The following is a 26,625-nucleotide window of genomic DNA, read 5'->3' as shown; positions in this document are numbered from 1 at the left end:
CGTCGGTAATGAGCACGCGGCTTGATGTTATTTGCCGCGCCGCCGCCGCTGCTGGCCCAACCCCATTTCCTTGGCGAGCTGCGAGCGCGCCACCGCGTAGTTCGGCGCCACCATCGGATAGTCCGGCGGCAGGCCCCATTTGTCGCGGTATTGTTCCGGCGTCATGTTGTACTGTGTGCGCAGATGCCGCTTCAGCGACTTGAAGCGTTTGCCGTCCTCCAGACACACGATGTAGTCGGGCGAGATCGACTTCTTGATCGCCACCGCGGGCTTGGCCGGCTCCAGCGGCGCTTCCGTGCGGCCCGACGAGACGCGCACCAGCGCGGCGTGGATCTGGCCGATCAGCCCGGGGATTTCTGCCGCCGGCGTCGGGTTGTTGCTGAGATAGGCCGAGACGATGCTGGCGGTGAGGTCGATGAAGTTCTTGGGCGGGGCATCCGTCATGGTCGGGCCATCCGGGGGGGGAATGGGGTCGGACAGTATCGCGGCGACGAAATACGTTCGCTAACCGGCCGAACTACTTGCGAATATAGCTCAATGCTAGCACGGACACACGAACGGCGCCGTTTTATTTTCGGCGCCGTTCAATGCCCAAGTACAGCGACCGGGTGCCGCCTACGGCCGCTGGTCGAGATGGGCGCGCAGTTCGTCGATGGAGGCAAAACGCATCATGCCTTCCGGCATCTGCGCCTCGATCGAGCCGTCGGAATAGAGCGAATAGGCCATGCCGTCGACCACGCCGGACTTCAGCACGGTGACCTGCGGCGCCTCCTCGCGTGCGGGAGCTGCGGGCGCCGCCTCCGGCGCCGCATTGCGAGGCGGGCGCCGCGGCCGATCGGATTTGGGCCAGGCGTCCTCGAAGCTCGGCGGCACCGGCTGAGCCGGCTCGACCGGCGGCGCATCCATAGCGGGCGCATTGGGGCGCAGGTCGGCCGACAACAGGTCCGGCGCGAGCGGCTCGCTGGCGCGCGCGGCGGCGCGTTCGCGTTCCTTGCGCGAGGTCGAGGTGAACAGCAGGTTGCGCCGCGGCTTGGGTGCAGGTGCAGCTTCAGGGGGCAGCGGAGCATCGCCGCGTCCTTCGACCCATGGCGGCGGCGCCGCGCCGGCATCGGCGATGGCGGGTTCAGGCGGGTGCGGCGGCGGAGGTGCCAGCGCGGGGGCGAGCGACGGTTCGGTCGGGAACGCCGGTTGAGCACTTGCGCCCGCGGCCCTGCCGAGGCGCTGGGCAATATCCTGCAGCTGGCGGGCGACCGTCCAGAGGCCGAGCATCAGCAATCCCGAGCAGCTCGAGACGGCGCCCGCAATGACGAGCGTGTTTCCGAAACCGAATTCGTTGTACAGGAACCCGTAACCGAGCGCGCCCAAGCCCGCCAGCAGCAGGCCTATTCCAGCGCCCAACAGCACCATCAACATCGAACTTACCCCCGCACGGGCAACCGTGCTCGACCGCCGTTGCCACGATACCGTCATATTGCAGGCATCGCCAACGGCCATTTGCAATCCCAGCCAATGGGACCGGAAACGCCACCGCAGTTCTACGGACAAGCTAGGCAAGAGTTCCAATACCCCTGCTAAGCCTCCGGGAAAGTTTCGATTATGTAATCCTATGCTGCGGCGCATCAGGCGAATTACGCCACAATTTCCAATTACTTGGTAATGGAACTTGCGCTATATGAATGCCGGGGAAGAGGCTCACAAGCGCCATCGCTGAGCCAGGGACGCCGGGTTTTTATAGCCATGTCATCGATCACGACTTCGGCCTTCGATACGCCGGTGCGGCGCTCGGTCGAACGGACGTGTGACGATCTTGCCTTGTTTGTGCTCGGCATCGTCGCCATCGTCGCAGGACTGACGTTCCGCGATTACGGCCTCGGATGGGACGACTACACGCACGCCGAATATGCCGACCTGTTGCTGCGGATGTATGGCAGCGGCTTCAAGGATACCGCGGCGCTGTCGTTCGCCAATCTCTACATGTATGGCGGCGGTTTCGACATGGCGGCGGCGCTGCTGCACAAGGCGATCCCGCTCGAACTGTTCGAGACGCGCAGGCTGCTCGGCGCCATCGTCGGCCTGATCGGACTTGCGGTCACCTGGCGGCTGGCGCGCCGCGTCGGCGGGCCGCTTGCCGGTCTCGCGGCACTTCTGCTGCTGGCGCTGTGTCCGACCTTCTACGGCCACATGTTCATGAATCCCAAGGACGCGCCGTTTGCGGTGGCGATGGTCGTGCTGATGCTCGGCCTGGTGCGGCTGGCGCAGGAATATCCCTCGCCCTCGCCGCGCACCATCCTGATCGTCGGTCTCGGCGCCGGGCTTTCGATCGGCTGCCGCATCCTCGGCGGGCTTGCGCTGGTCTATGCCGCGGCCGGTTTCCTGCCGCTTTTCATCGACGAGTTCCGCAACCAGGGCGCACGCGAAGCCGTGCATCGCTTCGCCCATGTCGTCTACATGCTGCTGCCGGGCCTTGCCTTCGGCTATCTCGTGATGGGGCTGATGTGGCCGTGGGCGATCCTGGAGCCCGCCAATCCCCTGCATGCGCTGACCTACTTCTCGCATTTCTTTGAGAAGCCGTGGAAGGAGATGTTCGACGGCGCGCTGGTCTCCGTGCCCGATATGCCGTGGTCGTACCTGCCGACGCTGTTCGCGTTGCAGCTGCCCGAGATCCTGCTGGGCCTGCTTACGCTAGGAATCGCAGGCACCTTCCTGTCGCTGTCGCGCAACGACGTCACGGCGCGCCGCAAGACGATCTTCCTGATGCTGACGCTGGCGGCAACGCTGCCGCTGGTCGTCGCGATGGTGAAGCGCCCTGCGCTCTACAACGGCATCCGGCATTTCATCTTCGTCATTCCGCCGATGGCGGTGCTCGCGGGCGTTGCCTTCGCCAAGCTGATGGGCTGGCTCGGCGAGACGAGGCGCGGCTGGCAACCGGCGGCGCTCGCCGTGTTCGCCTTCGGCCTGCTGCTGCCGCTTAGCGAGATGATCCGCCTGCATCCCTATCAGTACACCCATTTCAACCAAATCGCCGGCACGGTGCGCTCCGCCAACAACCTGTTCATGCTGGACTACTGGGGCCTGGCGCTGAAGCAGGCCTCTCAGGGACTGCGCGAGCAGATCGACGAACGCCAGGAAGTGCCGCCGCAGGGCCGCAAGTGGAAGGTGGCGGTGTGCGGCCCGCAGCGCCCTGCCCAGGTCGCGCTTGGCGATGGCTTCACCATCGGCTGGGACTCCAACGCCGCCGATTTCGCAATGACGCTCGGCCAGTTCTACTGCAAGGGCCTGACCGCGCCCGTGCTGGTGGAGATCAAGCGCGACGACGTCGTGTTCGCCCGCGTCTACGACATCCGCGGCCGCAGCATCTCGAGTTTGCTGGCGATCCCGGCGCCCTGATTGAGGAATCGCGCGAGTTGGTGTAAAATTCTCGCCAACTACCTCTGCACTACGGAATCAAACGCCGCCCAATCCCGGGCGGCGTTTTTGCGTTGGCGCACTATTTGCGCTCCTCCAGCGCGCCGTACACCGCGCCCAGCACCAGGCTGTAAGCGAGAATCATCGCCAGCGAAAACAGCGCGGGCGTGACGCCGAGCCCGAGACCGGCGGCGAATGGCCCCAGTCCGATCAGCGGAAAGAACACGAGGCCCATCGCCAGCCAGCCGGCCACGCCGAACGCCAATCCCTTGGCCAGACCGCTTCGTCCCGGCAGGCTCGGATAGAGGTGACCGAAGGCGAAGCTCAGAATGGTCGCGCCGTTGAGGAAGGAGAGCGCCCACGGCACGATCGGAGGAATCCGGCTGCCGAGCATGTGGCTGAGCGCGGCCTGAAGGCTCTCATAGGGCTGGAAGGCCGGCAGCAGGCCGGTGCGCGCCTTCAGATACATCAGCAGCGTATGCGCGAGGCTGCCGCAGAATCCGGCGATTCCCGCCTTCCACAACCAATGTTTCGTCAACCGTTCTATCGCGGCACCTCCGCCAACGCCGCGAGGACGCGCGCCCAGGAGCGGATTCCCTTGTGGTAGCTCTTCAGATCGTACTTCTCGTTGGGAGAATGGATGTTGTCGTCGTCGAGGCCGAAGCCGATCAGGAGGCTGTCGAGGCCGAGCGTCTTCTTGAAATCAGTGACGATCGGAATCGAGGCGCCGGAGCCAACCAGCAGCGCCTCCCTGCCCCAGTCCTCGGTCAGCGCGCGCCTTGCCGCCGCGAGCGGCTTCATTTTCCAGTCGAGCGCGATCGCCGCGCCGCTGGAATGCTCGGTGAAGACCGCCTTGCAGTCGCCGGGCAGCCGCGCGGTGACGTAGTCGCGGAACGCCTTCTTGATCTTCTGCGGTTCCTGTCCCTCGACCAGCCGGAACGAGACCTTTGCGGAAGCCTCCGCCGGGATCACGGTCTTGGAGCCCTCGCCGGTGTAGCCGCCGAAAATGCCGTTGATGTCGCAGGTCGGTCGCGAGGACACCTGCTCGATCAGCAGGCGATCCTTTTCGCCGGCGGGGATCGAAAGGCCGATCGGCTTGAGGAACGACCCGGGCGTGAGATTGAGATTCTTCCACTGCGCCAGAATATCCGGCGGCAGGTCCTTCACGCCGTCATAGAAGCCGGGAATGGTGATGCGGCCATTGTCGTCGAACAGCCCGCCGAGAATGCTGGTCAGGACGCGGATCGGATTGCGCGCGCCGCCGCCGAACACGCCGGAATGCAAATCGCGGTTGGCGGCCTTGATGGTGACCTCGTCATACACCAGCCCGCGCAGCGAGGTGGTGATGGCGGGCGTGTTCGGGTCCCACATGCTGGTGTCGCAGACCAGCGCGAAGTCGGCTTTCAGCTCGTCCTTGATGCTCTCCATGAACGGCACGAAATTCTTCGAGCCGACTTCTTCTTCGCCCTCGATCAAGATGGTGATGTCGACCGGCAGCGAGCCCGTCACCTTCCTCCAGGCGCGGCAGGCCTCGATGAAGGTCATCAGTTGTCCCTTGTCGTCCTCGGCGCCGCGCGCGACGATGATCTTGCGGCCGTCGGCATGGTCGGTCACCACGGGCTCGAACGGCGGACGGTGCCAAAGACTGAGCGGATCGACCGGCTGCACGTCGTAATGGCCGTAGAACAGCACATGCGGGCGGCCGGCATTGCCGTTGGCCTTATTGCCATTGGCCTTGGCGACGATGGCGGGATGGCCTGCGGTCGGCCGCACCTCCGCCTTGAAGCCGAGCGTCTCGATGTCCTTTGCCAGATGGTCGGCGGCCTTCCTGCAATCCTCGGCAAAGGCCGGATCGGCCGAGATCGACTTTATCCGAAGCAGGTCGAACAACCGTGCCAGGCTGTTGTCGAAGTCGGCATCGATATGGTCGAGCACCGGCTGCAGGTTCGCGTTGGCCATGGCGGTTTCCTCAACTTGGGGCGCTGTTGACGTCAGGTTGTAGCCTGCCTGCCGGCGGAGACAAGGCCGGCGGCGGATGCCGGATGTGCCAGACCAGCCCCGCGGCCAGCACGGCGGTCGCGGCAAGGTTGTTGCCCCAGGCCTGCAGGTCGATCGGAAACAGCGGCAGCGCCAGCAGCAGCAGGATGCCGGCACAGGCCAGCAGCCTCCATGTGCCGATTCGCACGCTGGGCCGCGGATCGAGGGCCGCGCGATGCATCAGCACCGTCATGGGGAAGAACAGCCACATGAAGTAGTATTGCCGCGCCAAAGGCGAGGCCACGGTCATCAGGCAGAACAGGATGCCCAGCTCCTCCGCATCGCTGCGCTCGGTCCGTCGCGAGGCCGGCGGCATCACCGCGAGGAAGCCGAAGCCGATGGCAAGCGACACCGCCGCGACGATCAGGTTCGCGGTCCGAAAGCCGACGTCGATCACGTTCATGGTCCGCGCAGGCTTGTTGGGATCGTCCTGATTGTAGTTGACCGGCCGGGTCAGCCGGTGGGTCACCGCGATGATCGACTGATTGACCCAGGACCAGTTCTGCTCGTCGCGCTGGCCAAATCCCTTTTCCGAGCTCGAGGCCACCATGCCGCGGTACCAGGTCTTCAGCTCCGCGATGTTGTGGTCGAAGCCGCGGATCGGCGCCGGCAGCACGAACAGGAATACGAGGAGAAAGACCAGCGTGCCCGCGACCGCCTTCCACTGCCGCCGCCACACCAGATAAGGCAGCACCGCGATCGGAAACACCTTGATGGCGATGGCGAGCGCGAACATCGAGCCGGCGAACCACGGCCGCGCGTCCCGCAAGAGCCAGAAGCCGTACAGCATCAGGGCCAGCAGCATGAGGTTCGGCTGGCCGAGATCGTACATGTCGAAGATGGAGGTAATGGTGACGAAGCTCGGCAGCGCGAACAACCACGGGCCCGGCGCACTGCCCGCCCCCGTCATGGCGTTGGAGAACTGCGCAGTCATCCACCACGCCACCGCGTTGATCGCGGACAGGCAGAGATACAGCGGGATCTTGCCGAACCAGGCGGGTACGGCGAGCAGCACGGCCGGCAGCGGCGGATAGATGAATTCGAACTGCGCGTTGGGATCGCTCGGGTAGAGATCGCGGCCGTGCAGCACCTGCTGGCCCGCCCAGTACCACAAGGGATAATCCTTGGTCTTGCCGTTGCCGAAGATCTCCGGCACCAGCACGTCGGCGGTCAGCACGATGACGCAGAGGAAGAACAGCCAATCGAGCGGCGCCCGAAGCGACGGATATCTCAGCACGCGCGCCGTTCCATTGGTCGCAGGGACATCTGGGCTGGCTGGCTATCGCCGCAACAGGCCGCCGAGCGCACCGCGCACCAGCGAACGGCCGATCGAGCCGCCGAGCGAACCGCCGACCGATTTGCCAACACCGGCCGCGAGATCTCCAATCACCTTGTTGGTAACCGAGCGCGTCACCTGGCGCGCGATGACCTGCCCGGTCGACATCCGGCCGCGCTTGACATTGGTGCCGAAGATCGTGCCGACGATAGCGCCGAGTTGTCCCAGAATGCCGCCGCCTCCACTCGCCGGAGCGCCACCGCCTGCCTCGCCAGCGGTCGCCGCCGTGCCGGCGATGCGCTTCTGGATCATCTCGTAGGCCGACTCCGCATCGATGGCGGTGTCGTATTTGCCCTTCAGCGGGCTTGCATTCATGACCTGCTTGCGCTCCTCCGGCGTGAGCGGCCCGATCCGCGCCGACGGCGGGCGGATCAGCACCCGCTCGACCATCGACGGCGTGCCCTTGCCTTCGAGGAACGATACGAGCGCCTCGCCCGTGCCGAGCTCCATGATGACGCGGGCGGTATCGAGTTTCGGGTTGGGCCGGAACGTTTGGGCCGCGGCTTGCACCGCTTTCTGGTCGCGCGGGGTGAAGGCGCGCAGCGCGTGCTGCACGCGGTTGCCGAGCTGGGCCAGCACCTTGTCCGGCACGTCGATCGGGTTCTGCGTGACGAAGTAGACGCCGACTCCCTTGGAGCGGATCAGGCGCACCACCTGCTCGATCTTGTCCAAGAGCGCCTTCGGCGCATCGTTGAACAACAGATGCGCCTCGTCGAAGAAGAACACGAGTTTCGGTTTCGGCAGGTCGCCGGCCTCGGGTAGCTCCTCGAACAGCTCCGACAGCATCCAGAGCAGGAACGTTGCGTAGAGCCGCGGGCTCTGCATCAGCTTGTCCGCGACGAGGATGTTGACATAGCCGCGGCCGTCGCTGTCGGCCTTCATGAAATCATTCAGCGCCAGCGCCGGCTCGCCGAAGAACTTGGTGCCGCCCTGGTTCTCCAGCACCAGCAGCTGGCGCTGGATGGTCCCGACGGTGGCCTTGCTGACATTGCCGTAGCCCTGCGCGGCCTTGCGGATGTCGGCCAGCTCGTCCACGTCGTCTTCATCGACCGGCTTCTTGCCGCCGTTGGGCGCGATGGCGTCGAGCAGCGCACGCAGGTCCTTCATATCGACCAGCGTCAGGCCGTTTTCGTCCGCGACGCGAAATGCGACGTTGAGCACTCCCTCCTGCACGTCGTTGAGATCGAGCATGCGCGACAGCAGCAAGGGGCCCATCTCGGTGACGGTGGCGCGCACGGGATGGCCTTGCTCGCCGAAAACGTCCCAGAACACGGTCGAGAAGCGGTCGGGCTGGAAACTGAGGCCCATTCCGCTAGCCCGCTTGGTGATGAAGTCCTTGGCTTCGCCGGTCGCGGCGATGCCTGAAAGATCACCCTTGATGTCTGCGGCAAATACGGGGACGCCGGCACGGGCAAATCCCTCCGCCATCACCTGCAGCGTGACCGTCTTGCCGGTGCCGGTGGCGCCGGTGACGAGGCCGTGCCGATTGGCCAGCGCCAGCGTCAGCCATGCCTCCTGCTCGCTTTTTCCGATGAAAACCTTCTCGGCAGTATCGGCGAGCTTGTTGTCAGACCCGGCCATCATCGCCTCTTCGCGCAAAACATGGGTTGAGTGTCGTGGGACGACCATACTGCATCTTGCAATGCGATTGGAACGGGTCAAACGTACCTTTGAGCGCGTCGAAAAGCACGGATGGAGGGCGTTCCAACTCTCCAATCTCCTCCGAAAGTTGCAGGCGCTGTCGTGGCCGCGACGATTCTCCGCGAAAATTCGCGAACGATCTTGCATTGCTGCAACACTTGGCCCGCGATCGCAGAGCAAACTTTGCTCGACATGTGCTCATCGCTTGTAATTCGCGTCACAGGCGATCAAGATCGAATTTCAGATATAGGGTCCGGCAATAACGGGCTGGGGCGGGGCAAATATGGACGAACTGGTTGGACGGCTGGCCTCCAAGGCCGGCATCGACGATGCTGTCGCTGAAAAAACCGTCGGCATCGTCCTTGGTTTCCTTCGCCGCGAAGGTCCGGCCGACAAAGTCCAGGCCCTGATCGACATCATCCCGGGCGCGGAAGCAGCGATTGCGGCTTCCGAGCGCGGCGCCGGGCTCTCCAGGCTGATGGGCGGCGGCGTAATGGCCGTCGGCACCCGCCTGATGGCGCTGGGGCTGGGGATGAGCGAGATTCAGAACATCGCGCGTGAACTTTTCAGGTTCGGTCGCGACAAAATCGGAGCGGAGCACATGAGCGAAATCATCTCGGGGACGCCGGGTCTCGGCCAGTTCGCTTAAAGCCACTGCGCGTCAGCATTTTCCTTATCCTGTACCATGACATATCCTCTCTCCGAGATCGAAGGCCTGACGGCCTATTCCGCCTCGAAACTGAAATCGCTGGGCATCCGCACCACCGACGCGCTGCTGGAGGCCGCCCGCACCGTCAGGGGCCGCAAGGCGCTGTCGGCCAAGACCGGCATCAGCGAGCAGCAATTGCTGGAATGGGCCAATTTCTCCGACCACATGCGCATTCCCGGCATGGGCAAGGCGAAGATCGAGCTGATCCGCGCCGCCGGCGTTACGACGGTGCGCGAACTCTCCTTGCGCAATCCCTCGCGGCTGGCGCAGAGCATGAAGGATGCCAACGTCAAACGTAAGCTCGTGCGGGCGATGCCGTCGGAGAAGTCGGTGGAGCTGCTGATCGAGCAGGCGCGCAAGCTGTCGCCCAAGATCACCTATTAACGCGGCCTGCATTCCCCTTTCGAACCGTTTTTCCCGCCTTGACACCCTGCTACGGACCGCGCAAAGCGACCGCATGATCGCAACCACGTCCAGATCAGTCAGCGCGGCCGCAAAGGCCGGCCGCCTGGACCTGCCGGCGCTGCTGGCACGGCCCTGGCCTGCCGTGATGGGCGTGCTCAACATCACCCCGGACTCTTTCTCCGATGGCGGGGCGTTCATCGCGCCGGAAAGCGCGCTGGCGCAGGCCCGCCGCATGATCGCGGAAGGCGCCGACATCATCGACATCGGTGCGGAATCCACCCGCCCCTATCCGGGCGCGCAGCCGGTGACGGCGGAAGAAGAGCTGCGGCGGCTGGAGCCGGTACTGTCGGAAGTGGTCGCGCTCGGCGTGCCCGTCTCCATCGACAGCATGAAGTCGGCCGTCGCCGGCTGGGCACTGGAGCTGGGCGCGGCCATCGCCAACGACGTCTGGGGCCTTCAGGGCGACGCCGGCATGGCGAGGCTGATCGCCGAGCGCAATGTGCCTGTCGTGGTCATGCACAACCGCGACAGCGCCGATTCCACCATCGACATCATGCAGGATATTGCAGCGTTCTTCGCCCGCTCGCTCGACATCGCGGCCAAGGCCGGCGTTGCGCGGGAAAATATCGTGCTCGACCCCGGCATCGGCTTCGGCAAGACGCCAGAACAGAGCATGACGGCGCTGGCGCGGCTCGGCGAGCTGGCCTCGTTCGGCTTGCCTGTCCTGGTCGGCGCCTCGCGCAAGCGCTTCATATCCTCGGTGACGCCGTCGGAGCCGCAGCAGCGGCTGGGCGGCTCGATCGCGGCGCATCTGCTCGCCGCGCAGAACGGTGCCAAGATCATCCGGGCCCATGACGTGGCGGAGACCGTGCAGGCGCTGCGCGTGGCGGCAGCGATCGGGAGCCTGAAATGACCGACACCATCTTCGTCAAGGGCCTCGTCATCCATGCCCGCCACGGCGTGATGGACCACGAAACCGAGGTCGGGCAGCGCTTCGTGATCGATCTGGAGCTGTATTCCGATCTCTCGGAATCCTCGCGCACCGACCACCTGTCCGACACGGTGTCGTACGCCAATGTGGTGACCACGGCGGTCGCCGCCTTCAAGAACACCAATTACAAGCTGCTGGAGCGCGCGGCGGGCGCGGTCGCCGATGCGATCCTGGCGGCCTTTCCGCGCATCCGTGCCGTCAAGGTCACCGTGCACAAGCCGCATGCGCCGATCGCCGCGATCTTCGAGGACGTCGGCGTGGTGCTGACGCGCGCGCGGCTCCCGCCCTCGAACGGCTAGCGGCGATGGCTAGCGCCCTGATCGCGCTCGGCGGCAATGTCGGTGACGTCCGCGCTACGTTCAGCAAAGCGATCGCCAACATCTGCGGCATGACCCAGGGCGCGCTGGTGGCGCGCTCGTCGGACTACGCGACACCGCCCTGGGGCGACGAGCGGCAGCCGCCCTTCGTCAATGCCTGTATCGAGATCGATACAAGCCTCGATCCCCATGCGCTGCTGTTCGCCCTGCACAAGATCGAGAAAAAATTCGGCCGCGACCGCGCCCAGGAGCGGCACTGGGGACCGCGAACCCTCGACCTCGACCTGCTCGCCTATGACGACGTCAGGCTCGACAAGCCCGAGCTGACCCTGCCGCATCCGCGCCTGTTCGAGCGTGCCTTCGTGCTGGTTCCGCTCGCCGAGATCGCGCCGGAGCGCGTCATTGCCGGAAGGCGCGTGCGGGAGGCGCTGGAAAAACTCTCCACCGACGGTATCGAGCGACTACCCGAACTGCCCTAGACGCGAAAATAGCGAAAACAACCCCATGCAAAGTAGGCGGGACTGGGCTCCGAGCCCAATCCAGCCCGGAAAATGCCAAAACAGGGTTTGGCTTGGCGGTTCGCCCGTGGCAATTTCCGGCCCAAACAAGAAGCAGAAATTCCGGGAAACGATGACCATCACGACTGAAGATTTGCCCCTCGCAGCGGATTTCGCCCCGGCGAGCTATGACGACTGGAAGAAGCTGGTCGCTGGCGTGCTGAAGGGCGCGCCGTTCGAAAAGCTGGTCGGCAAGACCTATGACGGGATCAAGATCGATCCGATCTATCCGCGCGCGAAGGGCGCTTCACCGATCGCGGGCCGCGCCGCCGCGGCGCCCTGGCAGATCATGCAGCGGATCGATCATCCCGACGCGGGAGAGGCCAATGCGCAGGCGCTGCACGATCTCGAAAACGGCGCGACCGGGCTGACGCTGGTGTTCGCCGGCGCCAACGGCGCCCATGGGTTTGGGCTCGATCCGTCGGCGGAGGCGGTCGCAAAGATCCTCGACGGCGTCTTCCTCGATGCCGGCATCGCGCTGGAGCTGCAGATCGGGCCGCAGTCGCGGATGGCCGCGAGCCGTGTCGCCGAATTCGTCAAGCGCAAGGGCTTCTCGCCCGCCGCCTGCGATATCCGCTTCGGCCTCGACCCGCTGGGCGGCGCAGCCGTGTGGGGCTCGAGCCCCTATGCCTGGGCCGAGATCGTGCCGGCGGTGACCGGCGCCGTGCAGGGTCTCGTTGCCCTCGGCTTCAAAGGTCCGTTCGTCGCCGCCGACGGCCGCGTCGTGCACGATGCCGGCGGATCCGAGGTGCAGGAGCTTGCCTTCGCGCTGGCGTCCGGCGTCGCTTACTTGCGCGCGATCGAGCAATCCGGCATCGCGCTCGATGTCGCGCAAGGCATGGTCTATGCACGGCTCGCGGCCGACGCCGACCAGTTCCTGACACTGGCGAAATTCCGCGCCATGCGGCTGCTGTGGGCGCGCATCGAACAGGCTTGTGGCCTCGCGCCAAGGCCGCTGTTCATCGCCGCCGATACGGCCTGGCGCATGCTGACCCAGCGCGACGCCTTCGTGAACATGCTGCGCGCGACCATGGCGACCTTCTCCGCCGGGCTCGGCGGCGCCAATGCCGTCACCGTGCTGCCGCACACGCTGGCCCGCGGCCTGCCCGATCCCTTTGCCCGGCGCGTGGCGCGCAACACCCAGCTCGTGCTGCTGGAAGAATCCAACCTCGCCAAGGTGAGCGATCCCGCCGCTGGCTCCGGCGGCATCGAAGCGTTGACGCGCGAGCTGTGCGAGGCGGCCTGGGCGCTATTCCAGGAAACCGAGAAAGCCGGCGGGCTGTTTGCTGCGCTGGAGCGGAACATCATCCAGCGCAAGGTGGCAGCGACGCGCTCGGCGCGCGAGGTCAATGTTGCAAAACGCCGCGACGTGCTGACCGGCGCCAGCGAATTCCCGAACCTGCACGAAGCCGACGTGGCCGTGCTCGACGCAAGACCCGTGGTGCTGCCGCCCTATGGCGAGGCCCAGTTCAAGTTCGATCCGCTGCCGCCGATGCGGCTCGCCGCGCCCTTCGAGGCGCTGCGCGACCAGTCGGACGCGATCCTGAAGAAGGCCGGACAGCGGCCAAAGATCTTCCTCGCCAATCTCGGCACTGCAGCCGACTTCACCGCGCGCGCCACCTTTGCCAAGAGCTTCTTCGAGGCCGGCGGCATCGAGGCCCTCGACAACGAGGGATTTCTTGTCTTCGCGGAGCTCGCCGGAGCCTTCAAGGCCTCCGGCGCGGCCATTGCCTGCGTGTGTTCCTCGGACAAGGTCTATGCCGGCAAGGCAGCAGATGCAGCCAAGGCCCTTCAAGCCGCGGGCGCAAGGCATATCTATTTGGCAGGCCGGCCTGGCGAGCAGGAGGCCGTGTTCCGCGGCGCGGGCGTCAGTGATTTCGTGTTTGCCGGCTGCGATGCGCTGGCTGCGTTGCGCGACGCCTACAAGCGGACGGAGCGAGCATGACGGATGCGGCAAAACCCGTTCTGACCGGCGGCTGCCAGTGCGGCGCGATCCGCTTTGCGGTGTCTAAGTCGCCGACGCGGATCAGCATCTGCCATTGCCGGATGTGCCAGAAGGCGACCGGCGCGCCATTCGCCTCCTTCGCCGACATCGCGCATGGCGATTTCGCCTGGACGCGCGGCAAGCCGGCGACGTTCCAGTCCTCCTCCATTGCGCTACGCGACTTCTGCGCCGCCTGCGGCACGCCGCTCAGCTACCGCCTGATCGACGGACCCAATATCGAGATCATGACCGGCACCTTCGACCGGCCTGACCACGTGGTTCCGACCCGGCAATTCGGCACCGAATCCCGCCTCGGCTGGGTGGTCGGCATCGCCAACCTGCCGAGCCAGACCACCCAGCAGAACTACGGCCCGGAGAAGATGGCGACCATCAGGAGCCATCAGCATCCCGACCATGACTGAAACGCCGGGCCGGATTACCTGCCTGTGCTACAATGGATGACCATGAGCCGCATACCGAACTTTGCCGATATCGCCTTTGAAAAGGCCGCGCCCCCCTCGCCCGCCGGCCGCGCCGAGCCGTGGCTGACGCCGGAGGGCATCCCGGTGCAGCCCGTCTATGGCGAGGCCGACCTTGCCGGCATCGATTTCCTCGAGACCTGGCCGGGGGTGGCGCCCTATCTGCGCGGGCCCTACCCCACGATGTACGTCAACCAGCCCTGGACCATCCGGCAATATGCAGGGTTCTCCACGGCGGAAGATTCCAACGCGTTCTATCGTCGCAACCTCGCTGCGGGCCAGAAGGGCCTGTCGGTCGCCTTTGATCTGGCGACCCACCGCGGCTATGACTCAGATCATCCGCGCGTCTCCGGCGACGTCGGCATGGCCGGCGTTGCCATCGATTCCATCTACGACATGCGCACGCTGTTTGCGGGCATCCCGCTCGACCAGATGAGCGTGTCGATGACCATGAACGGGGCGGTGCTGCCGATCCTGGCGCTGTTCGTCGCCGCCGCGGGCGAACAGGGCGTGCCGCCGGAAAAGCTGTCGGGCACCATTCAGAACGACATTCTGAAAGAGTTCATGGTGCGCAACACCTATATCTACCCGCCGGCGCCCTCGATGCGGATCATCTCCGACATCTTTGCCTACACCTCGCAGAAGATGCCGAAGTACAATTCGATCTCGATCTCCGGCTATCACATGCAGGAAGCCGGGGCGACGCAGGATCTCGAGCTCGCCTACACGCTGGCCGACGGCGTCGAATATCTGCGCGCCGGGCTTGCCGCCGGACTCGACGTCGACCGCTTCGCGCCGCGGCTGTCGTTCTTCTGGGCGATCGGCATGAACTTCTTTATGGAAGTCGCCAAGATGCGCGCGGCGCGGCTGCTCTGGGCAAAGCTGCTGAAGCAATTCAACCCGAAGGATCCGCGCTCGCTGTCCTTGCGCACGCATTGCCAGACTTCGGGCTGGTCGCTGACCGCGCAGGACGTGTTCAACAACGTGATGCGCACCACCATCGAGGCAATGGCGGCGACGCAAGGCCACACCCAGTCGCTGCACACCAACGCCCTCGACGAGGCGCTGGCGCTGCCGACCGACTTCTCCGCGCGCATCGCCCGCAACACCCAGCTGTTCCTGCAGCAGGAAAGCGGCACCAACCGCATCATCGATCCCTGGGGCGGCTCCTATTATGTCGAGCGGCTGACCCGCGATCTCGCGCAGAAAGCCTGGGGTCATATTCAGGAAGTCGAAGCGCTCGGCGGCATGGCCAAGGCAATCGAGGCCGGCGTGCCGAAGCTGCGCATCGAGGAAGCCTCCGCCAAGACGCAGGCCCGCATCGACGCCGGCCGTCAGGCGGTGATCGGCGTCAACAAGTACAAGCCGGTCGACGAGGCGCCAATCGAGATCCTCAAGGTGGAGAATTCCACCGTGCGACGGCTGCAGATCGACAAGCTGAAGCGCCTGAAGGGCGAGCGCAGCCAGAAGGACGTCGACGAGGCGCTTGCAGCGCTGACCCGCTCCGCCGGCGAAGGCAACGGCAATTTGCTGGCGCTCGCCATCGATGCGGCGCGGGCCAAAGCCACCGTCGGCGAAATTTCCGATGCGATGGAGAAGGTGTTCGGCCGCCACCGCGCCGAGATCAAGTCCATCACCGGCGTCTACAAGCGCGAGGCCTCCGCCATGTCCAACAACAAGGTCGAGAAAGTGCAGGCGCTGATCGACGCCTTCGAGGAGGCCGAAGGCCGCCGCCCCCGCATCCTCGTCGCCAAGATCGGCCAGGATGGCCACGACCGCGGCCAGAAGGTGATTGCATCCGCCTTCGCCGACGTCGGCTTCGACGTCGATATCGGGCCGCTGTTCGCCACCGCCGACGAAGCCGCGCGGCAGGCGGTCGAGAACGACGTGCATATCCTCGGCGTGTCGTCGCTGGCGGCCGCCCACCTCACCGCGGTGCCGGAGCTGAAGGCCGCGCTCAAGAAGCACGGCCGCGAGGACATCATGATCATCATCGGCGGCGTGGTACCGCCGCAGGATTACGATGCGCTCTTTGCCGCCGGCGCCGAAGCGATCTTCCCGCCGGGCACGGTGATCGCGGATGCCGCCGAGGAGCTGATCCACAAGCTCAACGCCCGGCTCGGCCATAGCGAGGCGGCGGAATAGGTGTTTGTCTTCTCTGACTGTGCTAGGATCAAGTTATGAGCGCGGTCGCAGAAATCACCATCCAGGAAGTCGTTTCCCGGTTGCGAAAGATCGAGCCGGAAATCAGAGCCCTCGGCGTGACCAGACTTGCGCTGTTTGGTTCCCGTGCCCGCGGCGATGGGCAGCCAGACAGCGATCTGGACGTGCTGGTCGACGCGACGCCGCGCGGCAGTTCTCCGGCCTTTGACCTGTTTAAGGTCATGCACCTGATTGAAGATGCGACCGGTCTTCGACCCCAAGTCTCGATGCGGGACCTTTTGAAGCCACGCATGGCCGAACGGATCGCCGATGACCTCATCGAGGTGTTCTGAGTGCCGCCGACTACCCAGGACCGGTTGCTCGACATCCTTGAAGCGATTTCATCGATCGAGAAGATGATACAGGGCAAGAACCTGGATCAGTTTGCCTCCGACATGATGATGCGAATGGCGACGGAGCGCCTTCTCGAGATCGTCTGTGAAGCTTCGAGAAGCCTGCCCGATGAAATCAAGAAGTCCGAGCCTACAATCAATTGGCGAAAAATCATCGACTTCGGAAACGTATTGCGGCACGCCTATCACGCCATCAGAGTCGATATCCTCTGGGACATCGTCCAGGTTGATCTTCCGGCGTTGAAATCCTTCGCTGCACGCAACATCAAGCGCGACTAGACAAAAGCACATGCTTCCCCGACACCTCGCCAGACGCGCACATATCCTTTGGATCTGCATTATCGCAACCCTGCCCGCATCGTTTGCCCTCGCCGCCGACCCCAAGCCCGATGCGACGCTGAAGAACAAGGCGTTCGAGGGCAGCGTCTATCTCGACGACAAGATCAAGGCCGATCCGGCGCTTGCGGCGGATAGCCTCGCCGAGGGACGCAAGCTGATAGCGAAGAAGGCGGCGGAGGCAGAACGGGAGCGCAAGCAGGAGCCGGAGCTGTTTCGCGAGCGCGGCTGGAGTTTCGAGCGCCGCTACAATTTCCGCTCGCTGGTCGACGGACGCTATCTCAGCATCGTCAGGGCCGACTACGAATATACGGGAGGGGCGCACCCCAACAGCTGGTCCGACACCATCCTGTGGGACCAGACGGCGAAGAAGCGCATCAACATCCGCCGGTTCTTCAACGAGACCGCCGACAACGGCCCGACTCTGAAGGCGATGCGGCAAGGCGTTATTGCTTCGCTCAAGGCGGAGAAGAAGAAGCGCGGCGCGGAAGGCATCGATGAAGGCGCTATCGAGGCCATCGAGCCCAAGCTGCTCAAGATCGGACCGATTGCGCTCGCACCATCGACCGTGGAAGGCAAGAGCTCGGGCCTCTCCTTCTATTACGCGCCCTACGCGGTCGGCTCCTACGCCGAAGGCGAGTATGCCGCCTTCGTGCCCTGGGAAACGCTGAAACCTTACCTGTCGCCGGAAGGCGTGACGATCTTTGGCGGCGCCCGACCCAAGGGCGACGCGGACGGGATGCAATAAGCCTCCTGCTAGCCCGGGTTTATTCTCTCCAGCGCGACACGCGGCAATTGTGGACCGCATCATACACGCGTAACATCATTTCCGGATCAATCCAGGTTGCGAATTTCCGTTCCGAGAATTCATGCATGACTTTGACTTACAACGAACCGTCCTTCGATCCCGCGCAGCCGCAACAACCCCATGAGACATTCTGCACCTATCTCGCCAAGCAGTTCATCGCCAAGCAAGGCTTTGAGGTAGCTCGCGTTCCCGAGGTCGAGCGGCTTTACGATGTCTGCGAGATCGTGCTGGTCCGATCGGATGGATATGCGTTCAGCATCCTCGCCTTCGTCGACCGCGAGGCGCGTCCCCATGCGGCTTTCGGCATCGACGCGGAAGAGCTCGAGCAGATCGGCCAAGCCTGCCTGAAGTATTCCGGCAAGATCAACCGGCGTCAGATGCCAGTTTTGATCGGCGTGATCGAGGTCGGTCCGGGATCTCCCGAGCAACCACGACGGCTTGGGGCGTTTCGGCGAACGGGCATGCTTGCGAAAGTCGCGCCGTTTGCCATGATCGTGGACACGAATTCCGGCGTGGTCTGGAACAACAATGCGACCTGGATATGGAAAGGCCTTTATAACGGCTTTGTCGAACGGCTTCTCGCCGCGCCACGGGAAGCGGTGGACATATCGCGGGCGGCCGTCGCAACAGCGCCCCCCACGTTTCCGATCCTGACCACAGCCCTGCTCGCGGTGCTGTGCGCGGTGTTTTCAGCCGAAATCGTCTTCGGCATCGGTCCGTGGACCAAACTGCTGGAGCCATCGATCACCACCCTGGTGACGTTCGGCGCATTGACGAAGAATCTCGTCGTGCAGTCCGGCGAATGGTACCGGCTGCTGTCGGCGCCGTTCCTGCATGTCGACGCCGGTCACCTGGCGATGAACGCAGTTGCCCTGTACCTGGCCGGTCGCGCCCTCGAAGGACTGATCGGACGCGCCTGGTTCGGTGCCGTTTATGCCGTCAGCGCGCTCACCGGCTCCCTGCTGTCACTCGTCATCAATCCAGTTTCGATCGTGGCGGCTGGAGCTTCCGGTGCGATCATGGGTCTGTTTGCAGCGGCGCTTGTCATCAGCATGCATTTTCCGCCCGGCGCCATCCGCATGAGCCTGCAGATGAACGCGACGTATGTTCTGATCCCTTCATTGCTACCGTTGTTTGGCGCGCTGAAGGGCCAGAAGGTGGATTACGCCGCGCATTTCGGCGGCACGCTTGGCGGCGTGTTGATCGCCCTCCTCATCCTCGTCATCTGGTCGCCGGCCGAGGCATGGCCAAGGTTCCGGCGGGCGGCTGCAGCGGTTGCGATCGCAAGCGCGGCCGCGCTGATCTATCCCGCGATATCCATCTTGCAGGACTACCAGGCCGTCGCATTCACCGCGCAGCTTATTCCCACCAACAGGCTTCCAAAAACCGGCACCGAGATGCGGTCTCGCGCGGCGCAGCTGATCAAGCAATATCCGCGCGATCCCCGGCCTCGTTTCACCGTAAGCGCCGATCTTCTCGATGCCAACGACCTCGCCGGCGCGGAACGCGAAGCCCGAGCCGGGCTGGCCGAGGAGAAGTTTTGGCGCGCAACCCTGTCGCCGCAGCTTGGCGACGGGCTGCGGGTCGTGTTGGCGATCGCTATCGACAGGGATCGGCATACCGAAGCGCTACAGACCGCGCGCCCGGTCTGCAACGCCTTCAAGGACGGTCCGATGCGCAAGCTGCTCGACGACAAGAAGCTTTGCAGCGGCTGAACCGTTTTACCCCTCCCGCCGCGCCAGCGCTCGTACGAGCGAATTCGTCCAGTCCGGAATCCAGGACTGAAACATCTGGTGCCAGCGCTCCGCGTCCTGCGGTTCGCTATCCAGCGCCACCGACCATTCGATGAGGGTGCGGTTGCCCTCGACGATCTCGTGCAGCCGCATTGTTCCCTCATAGCGCACGGGGCTATGCGCTTCCGCCAGCTCCGATGGAAACGGCAGCGGCTCAAGGCCGGCATAGGTCAGCGAATGCGCGGCGTCGGAATGATCGGCCAGCCGCTGGCGCACCCAGTTGCCGAGATAGCAGAAGCGCCTGACCGCGCCGACCTCGTCGCTGCGCCTGTCATCCTCGATCGTGCTCTCGCTGACACCGTCGATATAGGCGGGGTAGTTGTTGAAATCGCGAATCAGCGACCACACGGTTGCCAGCGGATGATCGAGCACGGTGCTGTAGTAGGCGGTTGTCATGGCTTGCTCCCGATAATGATTGCGATCATGGAGCTGCCAACGCGCGAAACCCACCCGATTTCCGAGCGCGCCTGTGAGCGGTGGGGTGCTGCCCAATGCACGCAGAGCTGAAGATGCGCCGTCGTCTTGCGACCGCCGCGCAAACTTGCCTAAGATGCCGGCGTCACAAGAGCGCCACTTCACCGGCGCCGCGGGAGGATCAACAATGCCCAACATCACGCGCCGCGCCTTCGCGGCATCCACTGCCGCCGCAGCTGCGGTTGCCGGACTAGGTCTCAAGCCAGCCTCGGCGCAGGCCTACCCCTCGCGTCCCGTCACCGTGATCGTGCCATGGGGCGCCGGCGGCGGCACCGACGCCACCGCGCGCATCGTTGCGGCGCTGCTGGAGAAGGAACTCGGCCAGCCCTTCAACGTGGTCAACCGCACCGGCGGTTCCGGCGTGGTCGGCCATTCCGCCATCGCAACCGCAGCGCCCGACGGCTACACCATCGGCATGCTGACCGTGGAAATCTCCATGATGCACTGGCAGGGGCTGACTGAGCTCGGGCCGAAGAGCTACACGCCGCTCGCACTGATGAACGAAGATCCTCCCGGCATCCAGGTCTCTTCCACCTCTCCCTACAAGACCGTGAAAGAACTTGCTGACGCCATCAAGGCCGCGCCCGCAGGCAAGTTCAAGGCTTCGGGCACCGGCCAGGGCGGCATCTGGCACCTTGCGCTGGTCGGCTGGCTGCAGGCGATGGGGCTGCCCGCCAATCATGTCGCCTGGGTACCGTCGAACGGCGCGGCGCCCGCGATGCAGGACCTCGCGGCGGGGGGCCTCGACCTCACCACCTGCTCGGTACCGGAGGCGCGCGCGATCATCGAAGCCGGCAAGGCGAAGAGCCTCGCCATCATGGCTCCGGCGCGCAATCCCGTCTTCCCCGACGTGCCGACGCTGAAGGAAGCGATGGGTATCGACTATTCGACCGGCGCCTGGCGCGGGATTGCGGGTCCCAAGGGCCTGCCCGCCGACGTCGCCACCAAGCTCACCGCCTCCCTGAAGAAGGTTTTCGACTCGAAGGAGTTCAAGGACTTCATGGCCAATCGCGGCTTTGGAACGGTGTGGGGCGATGCGGCGCAGTTCGCCGCCTTCATGGACAAGGGCGACGCCGCGATGGGCGTGGCGATGAAGGCCGCCGGCCTCGCCAAGACCTGACGGCCGCGGGTTTCTCGAAAGCAAGGCGGGGCTCGTTCATGCGTCTTCCCGATCGCGTCACGGGATTGTTTCTCGTTGGGCTCGGCGCAGCAGCAGCCTACGGCGGGTGGAGACTTCCACCCGTACCGGGCCAGCCAGTCGGCCCGAACGTGTTTCCGCTGGTGATCGGGATAGGGCTCGCGCTGTGCGGGCTCGCCATCGCCTTCGGAATCGGCCACTCCTTCGAGGAAGAGGAAGAGATCGTCCCCTATGAGAGCGGCGAAGCGCCGGCGCCGCGCGGCAAGCTTTACGGGCTGCGCGCGCTGCTGCCGCCGGCGCTGCTGCTGTTCTACGTCGCCGTGGCGGACCGGGTCGGCTTCATCCTCACCGCTGGCATCATCGTCTTTGTGACGGCGACGGCGCTGGGTGCGCGATGGAGGCTTGCGCTTCCCCTCACGGCGCTGGCCCCCATCGCCATCCACCTGATCTTCAGCAAGCTGTTGCGCGTGCCGCTGCCGATCGGCCTGCTGCCTATGCCCTGGTGAAACATGCTCGACACCCTGATCCAGGCTTTCAACCTCATCACGACCTGGGAAGTCATCATTGCGATGCTGGCGGCATCGGTCTACGGACTCGTGATCGGATCGCTGCCCGGCCTGTCCGCGACGATGGCGACCGCCCTGCTCGTCCCCGTCACCTTCTATCTCTCGCCGATCGCCGCGATCGCCACCATCGTGGCGGCCTCCTCGATGGCGATCTTTTCCGGCGACATTCCCGGCGCGCTGCTGCGCATCCCGGGAACCCCGGCCTCCGCGGCCTATGCGGATGAAGCCTATGCCATGACCCGCAAGGGCGAGGCGGAGCTGGCGCTCGGCGCGGGCGTGTGGTTCTCCGCCGTCGGAGGCATAGCGGGCACGCTGTCGCTGATGATCCTGGCGCCGCCGCTCGCCGAAATCGCCCTGTCGTTCTCGACCTTCGAATATTTCTGGCTCGCCTTGCTTGGCCTGATGTGCGCCACGCTGGTGGCGCGTTCCTCGCCGGTGAAGGCGATCGCCAGCATGTTCATCGGCCTTCTGGTTGCGTGCATCGGCATCGAAAACCCGGGCGGCGTGCCGCGCTTCACCTTCGGCGTGACCAACCTGCTGGGCGGCATCGAACCTATTCCTGCGCTGGTCGGCGTATTCGCGGTGGCGCAGGTGATGCGCGCGATGCTCACCCCCGAGCCGCCGCCGATCCCGCGGCGCAAGTTCGGAAGCATTCTGGCGGGCCAGTGGACGCTCACGAAAAAGTACAACTCGCAGATGACGCGCGGGAACATCGTCGGCATCATCATCGGCGTGCTGCCCGGCGCCGGCGCCGACATGGCGGCGTGGGTCAGCTATGCCATGTCCAAACGCTTCTCCAAGGAGCCCGAAAAGTTCGGCACCGGTCATGTCGAGGGCCTGGTCGAGGCCGGCGCCAGCAACAATGCCAGCGTCGCCTCGGGCTGGGTGCCGTCGCTGCTGTTCGGCATTCCCGGCGACACCATCGCGGCCATCGCGATCGGCGTGCTCTACATGAAGGGCCTCAATCCCGGGCCGACGCTGTTCACCGAAAAGGCGTCGAGCATGTACGCCATCTACCTGATGTTCATCATCGCCAACATCCTGATGATCCCGCTCGGCATCGTGATGATCCGCCTTGCGAGCCATGTGCTGCGCGCGCCGCGCTCCACAGTGATGCCCGTGATCATGCTGTGCTGCGCGGTCGGCTCGTTCGCAATCGGCAACAATCTGTTCGGGGTCGTCACGGTCGCGGCCTTCGGGGTGATCGGCTATGTCATGGAAGCCAACGGCTATCCGGTCGCCGCCATGGTGCTCGGCATCGTGATGGGCACGATGGTGGAGCAGGCGTTCGTGACGTCGTTGATCAAGTCCGACGGCAGCATTTTGCCTTTCTTCGAGCGGCCGATCGCCGCGATCCTGGCGGCGATGGCGATCGGCGCATTCATCTGGCCGGTGCTGGTCTGGCTGTGGCGGCGGCTGAAGCCGCGGACGGCGGCGCCGGCTTCCACACCAAGTCGTTGACGCGCCGTGCAGGCCCCTCGCCTGCCTTCCCCGGCCGTTGTAAAGCAAGGCATGATTCAGAAGAAGGCGGCCCTCGATATCAAGACCCTGGCCAAGGGCCTGCGTACCGGCCAGCGCGCGGCGCTGGCGCGGGCAATCACGCTGATCGAGAGCCGGCGCGCCGACCATCAGGCCTCCGCCCGCGAGCTGGTGCAGGCGCTGCTGCCGGACACCGGCAAGGCGGTGCGCGTCGGCATCACCGGCTCGCCCGGCGTCGGCAAGTCCACCACCATCGATGCGCTCGGCATGTACCTGATCGGGCAAGGCCACAAGGTCGCGGTGCTGGCGGTGGACCCGTCGTCGGCGCGGACCGGCGGCTCGATCCTCGGCGACAAGACGCGGATGGCGCAGCTTTCGGCTTCCGACCACGCCTTCATCCGCCCCTCGCCCTCCTCGGGCACGCTCGGCGGCGTTGCGGCAAAAACCCGCGAGGCGATGCTGCTGTGCGAAGCTGCCGGCTTCGACGTCGTGCTGGTCGAGACCGTCGGCATCGGCCAGTCCGAGACCGCGGTCTATGACATGACCGACTTCTTCCTGGCGCTGATGCTGCCCGGCGCCGGCGACGAGCTGCAGGGCATCAAGAAGGGCCTCGTCGAGCTCGCCGACATGATCGCCATCAACAAGGCTGACGGCGACAACGTCAAGCGCGCCAATGCGGCGGCCGCCGAATATCGCAGCGCGCTGCATATCCTTACCCCCCGCTCGGAGCACTGGTATCCGCCGGTCGTGACCTATTCGGCGCTATCAGGCACCGGCATCGCCGAGCTCTGGCAGAAGGTGCTCGACCATCGCACCGCGATGAACGCCTGCGGCGAATTCGCCGCGCGGCGGCGGGAGCAGCAGGTCAAGTGGATGTGGTCGATGCTGGAGAGCCGCATGATGGCGCGGCTGCGCTCGGATGCGGCGATCCGCTCAAAGGTGAAGAAGACCGAGGCCGAGGTCGCCGGCGGCAGGATGACGCCGGCGGTCGCCGCCGAGCAGATCGCGGAGTGGCTGAAATGAGCGGCTTGCGCATCGTCGTCACCGGCTTCGGCCCGTTTCCCGGCGCGCCCTACAATCCCACCCAACCGCTGGTGGCGCGCCTCACGCGGCTGCGCCGCCCGGCCCTCGCCGATGTCGAGCTGGCCGGCCACATCTTTCCCGTGACCTACCGCGCGGTCGATCGGGAGCTGCCGGAGCTGCTGGCGAAGCTGCGGCCGCAGGCACTCTTGATGTTCGGCCTTGCCACACGCACCGCGCATCTGCGCATCGAGACCCGCGCCCGCAATGCCGTGACCATGCTGTGGCCCGACGCCGCACAAACGCGCGTGCGCAAGGGATCGATCGGCCTCGGTCCCGATGCCATGACGTTCGGCCCGCATACCGCAAAACTCCTGCGCGCCGCGCGCGCCACCGGCATCGACGCGCGTCCCTCGCGCGACGCCGGCGCCTATCTCTGCAACTACCTGAGCTGGCGCGCGATCGAAGCCGCCTGCACCGACGATCATCTGCAGCTTGCCGCCTTCATCCACATTCCCCTGCTGGCGCGCGGCAAGGCGCAGCGCAAGGATGTCGGCCGCATCACTCTGGAAGAACTGGTCGATGCCGGCGAAGCCATGCTGATGGAGATAGTCAAGCAGGCACGGCAATCGGCTAGACCGTAACGGAAAATGAAACAACCATGAAGAAAGCGACCAGGAAGAGCGGCGGGAACAAAACGGCGGCGGGCGACTCCCCCAGCCGCCTGATCGATGCGCGCCTCGAGAAGCTCGGCGACTGGCGCGGCGAAACGCTCGCCCGCGTGCGCGCGCTGATCAGGCAGGCCGATCCCGACGTCACGGAGGAAGTGAAATGGCGAAAGCCGTCGAACGGGATGCTGGGCGTGCCGGTGTGGGAGCATGACGGCATCATCTGCACCGGCGAGACCTACAAGGCCGCGGTGAAGCTGACCTTTGCCAAAGGCGCTTCGCTGAAGGATCCCGCAGCGCTGTTCAACGCCAGCCTCGAAGGCAACATGCGGCGCGCCATCGATATCCATGAAGGCGATGTCATCGACGCGAAGGCGTTCAAGGCGCTGATCCGCGAGGCGGTGGCGTTGAACGTTTCGGCTCGGGCCGCTCGAGGCAGGAAATAGCCGTCGTAGGGTGGGCAAAGGCGCGCATGCGCCGTGCCCACCATGCCCGGCAATGCTGCTGAGGGTGGGCACGCTTCCGCCTTCGCTCTTCGAGCTACGGCGGACAAGTCGCTTTGCCCACCCTACGAAATCTCCGGGGTCAGACCAACTCGCGCATCTCCGCGATCAGGCGGCTGCACTGCTCGTCCGTTCCGACGGTGATGCGCAGGAAGTCCGCGATCCGCGGCTTCTCGAAGTGCCGCACCAGAACGCCGCGCTCGCGGAGCCCTGTGAAAAGCCCGGCGCCGCGCCGCGCGGGATGGCGCGCGAATACGAAGTTCGCCAGCGACGGCAGAACCTCGAAACCGAGATCGGCGAGGCCGCGGACCAGCGTGTTGCGGCTCGCCATGATGCGCCGGCGCGTCGCCTGAAACCAGGCGTCGTCCTGGATCGCCGCGATCGCGCCCGACATGGCGAGGCAATCCAGCGGATAGGAGTTGAAGCTGTCCTTTACCCGCTCCAGCGCCTCGATCAGCGGCTGCTGGCCGACGGCGAAGCCGACTCTGAGGCCCGCGAGGGCCCGCGACTTGGAGAGGGTCTGGACCACCAGCAGATTGTCGTGGCGCGCAACCAGCGGCACGGCGCTCTCGGCGCCGAAAGCGACATAGGCCTCGTCGACCACGACCAGCCGGTCCGGATGTTCGGACGCCAGCGCCTCGATCGCCGCGCGCGACAGCGCGACGCCGGTAGGCGCGTTCGGATTGGCCAGCAGGATGGCGCCGCCCGGGCGCCGGTAATCGGCAAGCTCTACCCGCATGGCGGCATCGAGCGGCACTTCTTCGTAACCAATTCCATAGAGCCGGCAGTAGACGGGATAGAAGCTGTAGGTGATGTCGGGAAACAGCAGCGGCGCATCGTGCTTGAGAAGCGCCTGGAAAATGTGCGCCAGCACCTCGTCCGAGCCGTTGCCGACGAACACCTCTTCGGGCGCGACCTGGTAATGGGCGGCGATCGTCTCGCGCAGCGCCGTCGCGCGCGGATCGGGGTAGAGGCGCAGGCGATCCATCGCGGCGGCGATCGCCTCCGGCACACGCGGCGATGCGGGGTAAGGATTTTCGTTGGTGTTGAGCTTGACGATGCCGTCCTGCTTCGGCTGTTCGCCCGGCACGTAGGGCGACAGATTGCGGACGACCGGACTCCAGAAGCGGCTCATGATGTGCGATCCAAATGATTCTAGTCCGTAGGGCGGATTGGCGTCCACGTCCACCGCGGCGCGGCGAAGGACAGCGGAAGCGTTTATCCGCCGCGGCTCGATCCTGGACTTCGTCATCGCTACCGCCCCGCGAACAGGCGGTCGGCGAGCCAGGACGGCAGGCCGTTGGCGCGGATGCGGTCCGCGGCCGCGGCAATGTCATAGGGCGCGCGGTACCAGGTGATCTCGAGCTTCTCGGTGTCGAACATCGCAAAGGACGCGGCCGGATTGCCGTCGCGCGGCTGGCCGA

Annotated in this window: 28 protein-coding genes and 1 pseudogene; 19 read left to right on the top strand and 10 right to left on the bottom strand. The window is 65.1% G+C overall.

All coding sequences use genetic code 11. The features are described 5' to 3' along the window. Positions 1 to 27 precede the first annotated feature (27 nt). Complete coding sequence (locus ACT4OC_RS00145; protein WP_444837067.1) at positions 28 to 444, bottom strand: MucR family transcriptional regulator; 417 nt, start codon at positions 442 to 444, stop codon at positions 28 to 30. A 171-nt stretch (positions 445 to 615) separates the two neighbouring features. After that, positions 616 to 1,413 carry a DUF308 domain-containing protein gene (locus ACT4OC_RS00140; protein ID WP_444837066.1) on the bottom strand — a complete coding sequence of 266 codons (798 nt, stop codon included), beginning with the start codon at positions 1,411 to 1,413 and terminating at the stop codon, positions 616 to 618. Between the two features lie 324 nt (positions 1,414 to 1,737). Here ACT4OC_RS00140 and ACT4OC_RS00135 point away from each other — a divergent pair, with 324 nt between their 5' ends. Next, entirely contained in the window at positions 1,738 to 3,387 is a 1,650-nt protein-coding gene (locus tag ACT4OC_RS00135; RefSeq protein ID WP_444837065.1) for a glycosyltransferase family 39 protein, read from the top strand. 100 nt (positions 3,388 to 3,487) lie between these two features. Here ACT4OC_RS00135 and ACT4OC_RS00130 read toward each other — a convergent pair whose 3' ends face one another. The 4 genes from ACT4OC_RS00130 to ACT4OC_RS00115 are packed head-to-tail and all read right to left on the bottom strand — an operon-like array spanning position 3,488 to position 8,359. Then, on the bottom strand, positions 3,488 to 3,943 hold the full coding sequence (locus tag ACT4OC_RS00130; protein WP_444837064.1) for a DUF6789 family protein: 456 nt from the start codon (positions 3,941 to 3,943) through the stop codon (positions 3,488 to 3,490). Between the two features lie 5 nt (positions 3,944 to 3,948). Beyond that, positions 3,949 to 5,364: a M20/M25/M40 family metallo-hydrolase gene (locus ACT4OC_RS00125; RefSeq protein WP_444837063.1), complete on the bottom strand. Its 1,416-nt coding sequence runs from the start codon at positions 5,362 to 5,364 to the stop codon at positions 3,949 to 3,951. Between the two features lie 10 nt (positions 5,365 to 5,374). Beyond that, positions 5,375 to 6,679: a glycosyltransferase family 87 protein gene (locus ACT4OC_RS00120; RefSeq protein WP_444837062.1), complete on the bottom strand. Its 1,305-nt coding sequence runs from the start codon at positions 6,677 to 6,679 to the stop codon at positions 5,375 to 5,377. 42 nt (positions 6,680 to 6,721) lie between these two features. Further along, on the bottom strand, positions 6,722 to 8,359 hold the full coding sequence (locus tag ACT4OC_RS00115) for a helicase HerA-like domain-containing protein (RefSeq protein ID WP_444837061.1): 1,638 nt from the start codon (positions 8,357 to 8,359) through the stop codon (positions 6,722 to 6,724). Positions 8,360 to 8,702: 343 nt separating this feature from the next. Here ACT4OC_RS00115 and ACT4OC_RS00110 point away from each other — a divergent pair, with 343 nt between their 5' ends. The 11 genes from ACT4OC_RS00110 (at position 8,703) to ACT4OC_RS00060 (ending at position 17,500) form a co-directional block, all read left to right on the top strand. Then, a complete protein-coding gene (locus ACT4OC_RS00110) occupies positions 8,703 to 9,068 on the top strand; it encodes a DUF2267 domain-containing protein (RefSeq protein ID WP_444837060.1) in 366 nt (121 codons plus the stop codon). Positions 9,069 to 9,104: 36 nt separating this feature from the next. Beyond that, on the top strand, positions 9,105 to 9,512 hold the full coding sequence (locus tag ACT4OC_RS00105; protein ID WP_444837059.1) for a DUF4332 domain-containing protein: 408 nt from the start codon (positions 9,105 to 9,107) through the stop codon (positions 9,510 to 9,512). Between the two features lie 73 nt (positions 9,513 to 9,585). Beyond that, positions 9,586 to 10,446, top strand: a complete 861-nt coding sequence (gene folP, locus ACT4OC_RS00100) for a dihydropteroate synthase (protein WP_444837058.1) — start codon at positions 9,586 to 9,588, stop codon at positions 10,444 to 10,446. Then, positions 10,443 to 10,823 carry a dihydroneopterin aldolase gene (gene folB / locus ACT4OC_RS00095; protein WP_444837057.1) on the top strand — a complete coding sequence of 127 codons (381 nt, stop codon included), beginning with the start codon at positions 10,443 to 10,445 and terminating at the stop codon, positions 10,821 to 10,823. Before folP ends, folB begins: the two co-directional genes overlap by 4 nt. Positions 10,824 to 10,828: 5 nt before the next feature. Beyond that, on the top strand, positions 10,829 to 11,320 hold the full coding sequence (gene folK, locus ACT4OC_RS00090) for a 2-amino-4-hydroxy-6-hydroxymethyldihydropteridine diphosphokinase (protein ID WP_444837056.1): 492 nt from the start codon (positions 10,829 to 10,831) through the stop codon (positions 11,318 to 11,320). A gap of 151 nt (positions 11,321 to 11,471) precedes the next feature. Continuing rightward, positions 11,472 to 13,343, top strand: coding sequence for a methylmalonyl-CoA mutase family protein (locus ACT4OC_RS00085; protein ID WP_444837055.1), 1,872 nt, complete (start codon positions 11,472 to 11,474; stop codon positions 13,341 to 13,343). Continuing rightward, positions 13,340 to 13,804: a GFA family protein gene (locus ACT4OC_RS00080; protein WP_444837054.1), complete on the top strand. Its 465-nt coding sequence runs from the start codon at positions 13,340 to 13,342 to the stop codon at positions 13,802 to 13,804. The genes ACT4OC_RS00085 and ACT4OC_RS00080 overlap by 4 nt, the downstream gene beginning before the upstream one ends. A 42-nt stretch (positions 13,805 to 13,846) precedes the next feature. Next, on the top strand, positions 13,847 to 16,006 hold the full coding sequence (scpA, locus tag ACT4OC_RS00075; RefSeq protein WP_444837053.1) for a methylmalonyl-CoA mutase: 2,160 nt from the start codon (positions 13,847 to 13,849) through the stop codon (positions 16,004 to 16,006). A gap of 35 nt (positions 16,007 to 16,041) precedes the next feature. After that, positions 16,042 to 16,356: a nucleotidyltransferase family protein gene (locus ACT4OC_RS00070; RefSeq protein ID WP_444837052.1), complete on the top strand. Its 315-nt coding sequence runs from the start codon at positions 16,042 to 16,044 to the stop codon at positions 16,354 to 16,356. Continuing rightward, a complete protein-coding gene (locus ACT4OC_RS00065) occupies positions 16,357 to 16,695 on the top strand; it encodes a HepT-like ribonuclease domain-containing protein (protein WP_444837051.1) in 339 nt (112 codons plus the stop codon). Between the two features lie 10 nt (positions 16,696 to 16,705). Next, entirely contained in the window at positions 16,706 to 17,500 is a 795-nt protein-coding gene (locus ACT4OC_RS00060; RefSeq protein ID WP_444837050.1) for a PdaC/SigV domain-containing protein, read from the top strand. 119 nt (positions 17,501 to 17,619) lie between these two features. Here the strand turns inward: ACT4OC_RS00060 and ACT4OC_RS00055 are convergent, their stop codons facing one another. After that, entirely contained in the window at positions 17,620 to 17,898 is a 279-nt protein-coding gene (locus tag ACT4OC_RS00055) for a hypothetical protein (RefSeq protein ID WP_444837049.1), read from the bottom strand. 57 nt (positions 17,899 to 17,955) lie between these two features. Between ACT4OC_RS00055 and ACT4OC_RS00050 the strand changes: the two genes are divergently transcribed. Beyond that, positions 17,956 to 19,275 carry a rhomboid family intramembrane serine protease gene (locus tag ACT4OC_RS00050; RefSeq protein ID WP_444837140.1) on the top strand — a complete coding sequence of 440 codons (1,320 nt, stop codon included), beginning with the start codon at positions 17,956 to 17,958 and terminating at the stop codon, positions 19,273 to 19,275. 6 nt (positions 19,276 to 19,281) lie between these two features. Here the strand turns inward: ACT4OC_RS00050 and ACT4OC_RS00045 are convergent, their stop codons facing one another. After that, on the bottom strand, positions 19,282 to 19,749 hold the full coding sequence (locus tag ACT4OC_RS00045) for an SRPBCC family protein (RefSeq protein ID WP_444837048.1): 468 nt from the start codon (positions 19,747 to 19,749) through the stop codon (positions 19,282 to 19,284). A gap of 205 nt (positions 19,750 to 19,954) precedes the next feature. Between ACT4OC_RS00045 and ACT4OC_RS00040 the strand changes: the two genes are divergently transcribed. From ACT4OC_RS00040 to ACT4OC_RS00015, 6 genes are read left to right on the top strand one after another with little or no spacing between them, the layout of a single operon-like run. After that, a complete protein-coding gene (locus ACT4OC_RS00040; RefSeq protein WP_444837047.1) occupies positions 19,955 to 20,947 on the top strand; it encodes a tripartite tricarboxylate transporter substrate binding protein in 993 nt (330 codons plus the stop codon). A 38-nt stretch (positions 20,948 to 20,985) separates the two neighbouring features. Then, a complete protein-coding gene (locus ACT4OC_RS00035; RefSeq protein ID WP_444837046.1) occupies positions 20,986 to 21,471 on the top strand; it encodes a tripartite tricarboxylate transporter TctB family protein in 486 nt (161 codons plus the stop codon). 3 nt (positions 21,472 to 21,474) lie between these two features. Next, the gene (locus ACT4OC_RS00030) at positions 21,475 to 22,992 is read left to right on the top strand and encodes a tripartite tricarboxylate transporter permease (protein WP_444837045.1); all 1,518 of its coding nucleotides are present in this window, start codon (positions 21,475 to 21,477) and stop codon (positions 22,990 to 22,992) included. A 51-nt stretch (positions 22,993 to 23,043) separates the two neighbouring features. Beyond that, positions 23,044 to 24,033 (top strand): methylmalonyl Co-A mutase-associated GTPase MeaB, encoded by a 990-nt coding sequence (gene meaB / locus ACT4OC_RS00025; RefSeq protein ID WP_444837044.1) that lies wholly within the window; start codon positions 23,044 to 23,046, stop codon positions 24,031 to 24,033. Further along, positions 24,030 to 24,674, top strand: coding sequence for a pyroglutamyl-peptidase I family protein (locus ACT4OC_RS00020; protein WP_444837043.1), 645 nt, complete (start codon positions 24,030 to 24,032; stop codon positions 24,672 to 24,674). Before meaB ends, ACT4OC_RS00020 begins: the two co-directional genes overlap by 4 nt. 17 nt (positions 24,675 to 24,691) lie before the next feature. After that, positions 24,692 to 25,144 carry a DUF1801 domain-containing protein gene (locus ACT4OC_RS00015; protein ID WP_444837042.1) on the top strand — a complete coding sequence of 151 codons (453 nt, stop codon included), beginning with the start codon at positions 24,692 to 24,694 and terminating at the stop codon, positions 25,142 to 25,144. Positions 25,145 to 25,283: 139 nt separating this feature from the next. Here the strand turns inward: ACT4OC_RS00015 and hisC are convergent, their stop codons facing one another. Beyond that, the gene (gene hisC / locus ACT4OC_RS00010; RefSeq protein ID WP_444837041.1) at positions 25,284 to 26,336 is read right to left on the bottom strand and encodes a histidinol-phosphate transaminase; all 1,053 of its coding nucleotides are present in this window, start codon (positions 26,334 to 26,336) and stop codon (positions 25,284 to 25,286) included. Positions 26,337 to 26,455: 119 nt separating this feature from the next. Continuing rightward, positions 26,456 to 26,625: pseudogene (locus tag ACT4OC_RS00005) on the bottom strand (metallophosphoesterase family protein); the annotation flags it as partial.

Source organism: Bradyrhizobium sp., from assembly GCF_052389815.1.
GTDB lineage: Bacteria > Pseudomonadota > Alphaproteobacteria > Rhizobiales > Xanthobacteraceae > Bradyrhizobium.
This window is presented reverse-complemented; position numbering and strand designations above follow the sequence as displayed.

What these genes read in the sequence shown, in the direction of transcription:
- ACT4OC_RS00145 (WP_444837067.1), bottom strand. Translation starts at nt 444, where the DNA reads ATGACGGATGCCCCGCCCAAGAACTTCATCGACCTCACCGCCAGCATC.
- ACT4OC_RS00140 (WP_444837066.1), bottom strand. Translation starts at nt 1,413, where the DNA reads ATGTTGATGGTGCTGTTGGGCGCTGGAATAGGCCTGCTGCTGGCGGGC.
- ACT4OC_RS00135 (WP_444837065.1), top strand. Translation starts at nt 1,738, where the DNA reads ATGTCATCGATCACGACTTCGGCCTTCGATACGCCGGTGCGGCGCTCG.
- ACT4OC_RS00125 (WP_444837063.1), bottom strand. Translation starts at nt 5,364, where the DNA reads ATGGCCAACGCGAACCTGCAGCCGGTGCTCGACCATATCGATGCCGAC.
- ACT4OC_RS00115 (WP_444837061.1), bottom strand. Translation starts at nt 8,359, where the DNA reads ATGGCCGGGTCTGACAACAAGCTCGCCGATACTGCCGAGAAGGTTTTC.
- ACT4OC_RS00110 (WP_444837060.1), top strand. Translation starts at nt 8,703, where the DNA reads ATGGACGAACTGGTTGGACGGCTGGCCTCCAAGGCCGGCATCGACGAT.
- ACT4OC_RS00105 (WP_444837059.1), top strand. Translation starts at nt 9,105, where the DNA reads ATGACATATCCTCTCTCCGAGATCGAAGGCCTGACGGCCTATTCCGCC.
- folP (WP_444837058.1), top strand. Translation starts at nt 9,586, where the DNA reads ATGATCGCAACCACGTCCAGATCAGTCAGCGCGGCCGCAAAGGCCGGC.
- folB (WP_444837057.1), top strand. Translation starts at nt 10,443, where the DNA reads ATGACCGACACCATCTTCGTCAAGGGCCTCGTCATCCATGCCCGCCAC.
- folK (WP_444837056.1), top strand. Translation starts at nt 10,829, where the DNA reads ATGGCTAGCGCCCTGATCGCGCTCGGCGGCAATGTCGGTGACGTCCGC.
- ACT4OC_RS00085 (WP_444837055.1), top strand. Translation starts at nt 11,472, where the DNA reads ATGACCATCACGACTGAAGATTTGCCCCTCGCAGCGGATTTCGCCCCG.
- ACT4OC_RS00080 (WP_444837054.1), top strand. Translation starts at nt 13,340, where the DNA reads ATGACGGATGCGGCAAAACCCGTTCTGACCGGCGGCTGCCAGTGCGGC.
- scpA (WP_444837053.1), top strand. Translation starts at nt 13,847, where the DNA reads ATGAGCCGCATACCGAACTTTGCCGATATCGCCTTTGAAAAGGCCGCG.
- ACT4OC_RS00070 (WP_444837052.1), top strand. Translation starts at nt 16,042, where the DNA reads ATGAGCGCGGTCGCAGAAATCACCATCCAGGAAGTCGTTTCCCGGTTG.
- ACT4OC_RS00060 (WP_444837050.1), top strand. Translation starts at nt 16,706, where the DNA reads ATGCTTCCCCGACACCTCGCCAGACGCGCACATATCCTTTGGATCTGC.
- ACT4OC_RS00045 (WP_444837048.1), bottom strand. Translation starts at nt 19,749, where the DNA reads ATGACAACCGCCTACTACAGCACCGTGCTCGATCATCCGCTGGCAACC.
- ACT4OC_RS00040 (WP_444837047.1), top strand. Translation starts at nt 19,955, where the DNA reads ATGCCCAACATCACGCGCCGCGCCTTCGCGGCATCCACTGCCGCCGCA.
- ACT4OC_RS00035 (WP_444837046.1), top strand. Translation starts at nt 20,986, where the DNA reads ATGCGTCTTCCCGATCGCGTCACGGGATTGTTTCTCGTTGGGCTCGGC.
- ACT4OC_RS00030 (WP_444837045.1), top strand. Translation starts at nt 21,475, where the DNA reads ATGCTCGACACCCTGATCCAGGCTTTCAACCTCATCACGACCTGGGAA.
- meaB (WP_444837044.1), top strand. Translation starts at nt 23,044, where the DNA reads ATGATTCAGAAGAAGGCGGCCCTCGATATCAAGACCCTGGCCAAGGGC.
- ACT4OC_RS00020 (WP_444837043.1), top strand. Translation starts at nt 24,030, where the DNA reads ATGAGCGGCTTGCGCATCGTCGTCACCGGCTTCGGCCCGTTTCCCGGC.
- ACT4OC_RS00015 (WP_444837042.1), top strand. Translation starts at nt 24,692, where the DNA reads ATGAAGAAAGCGACCAGGAAGAGCGGCGGGAACAAAACGGCGGCGGGC.
- hisC (WP_444837041.1), bottom strand. Translation starts at nt 26,336, where the DNA reads ATGAGCCGCTTCTGGAGTCCGGTCGTCCGCAATCTGTCGCCCTACGTG.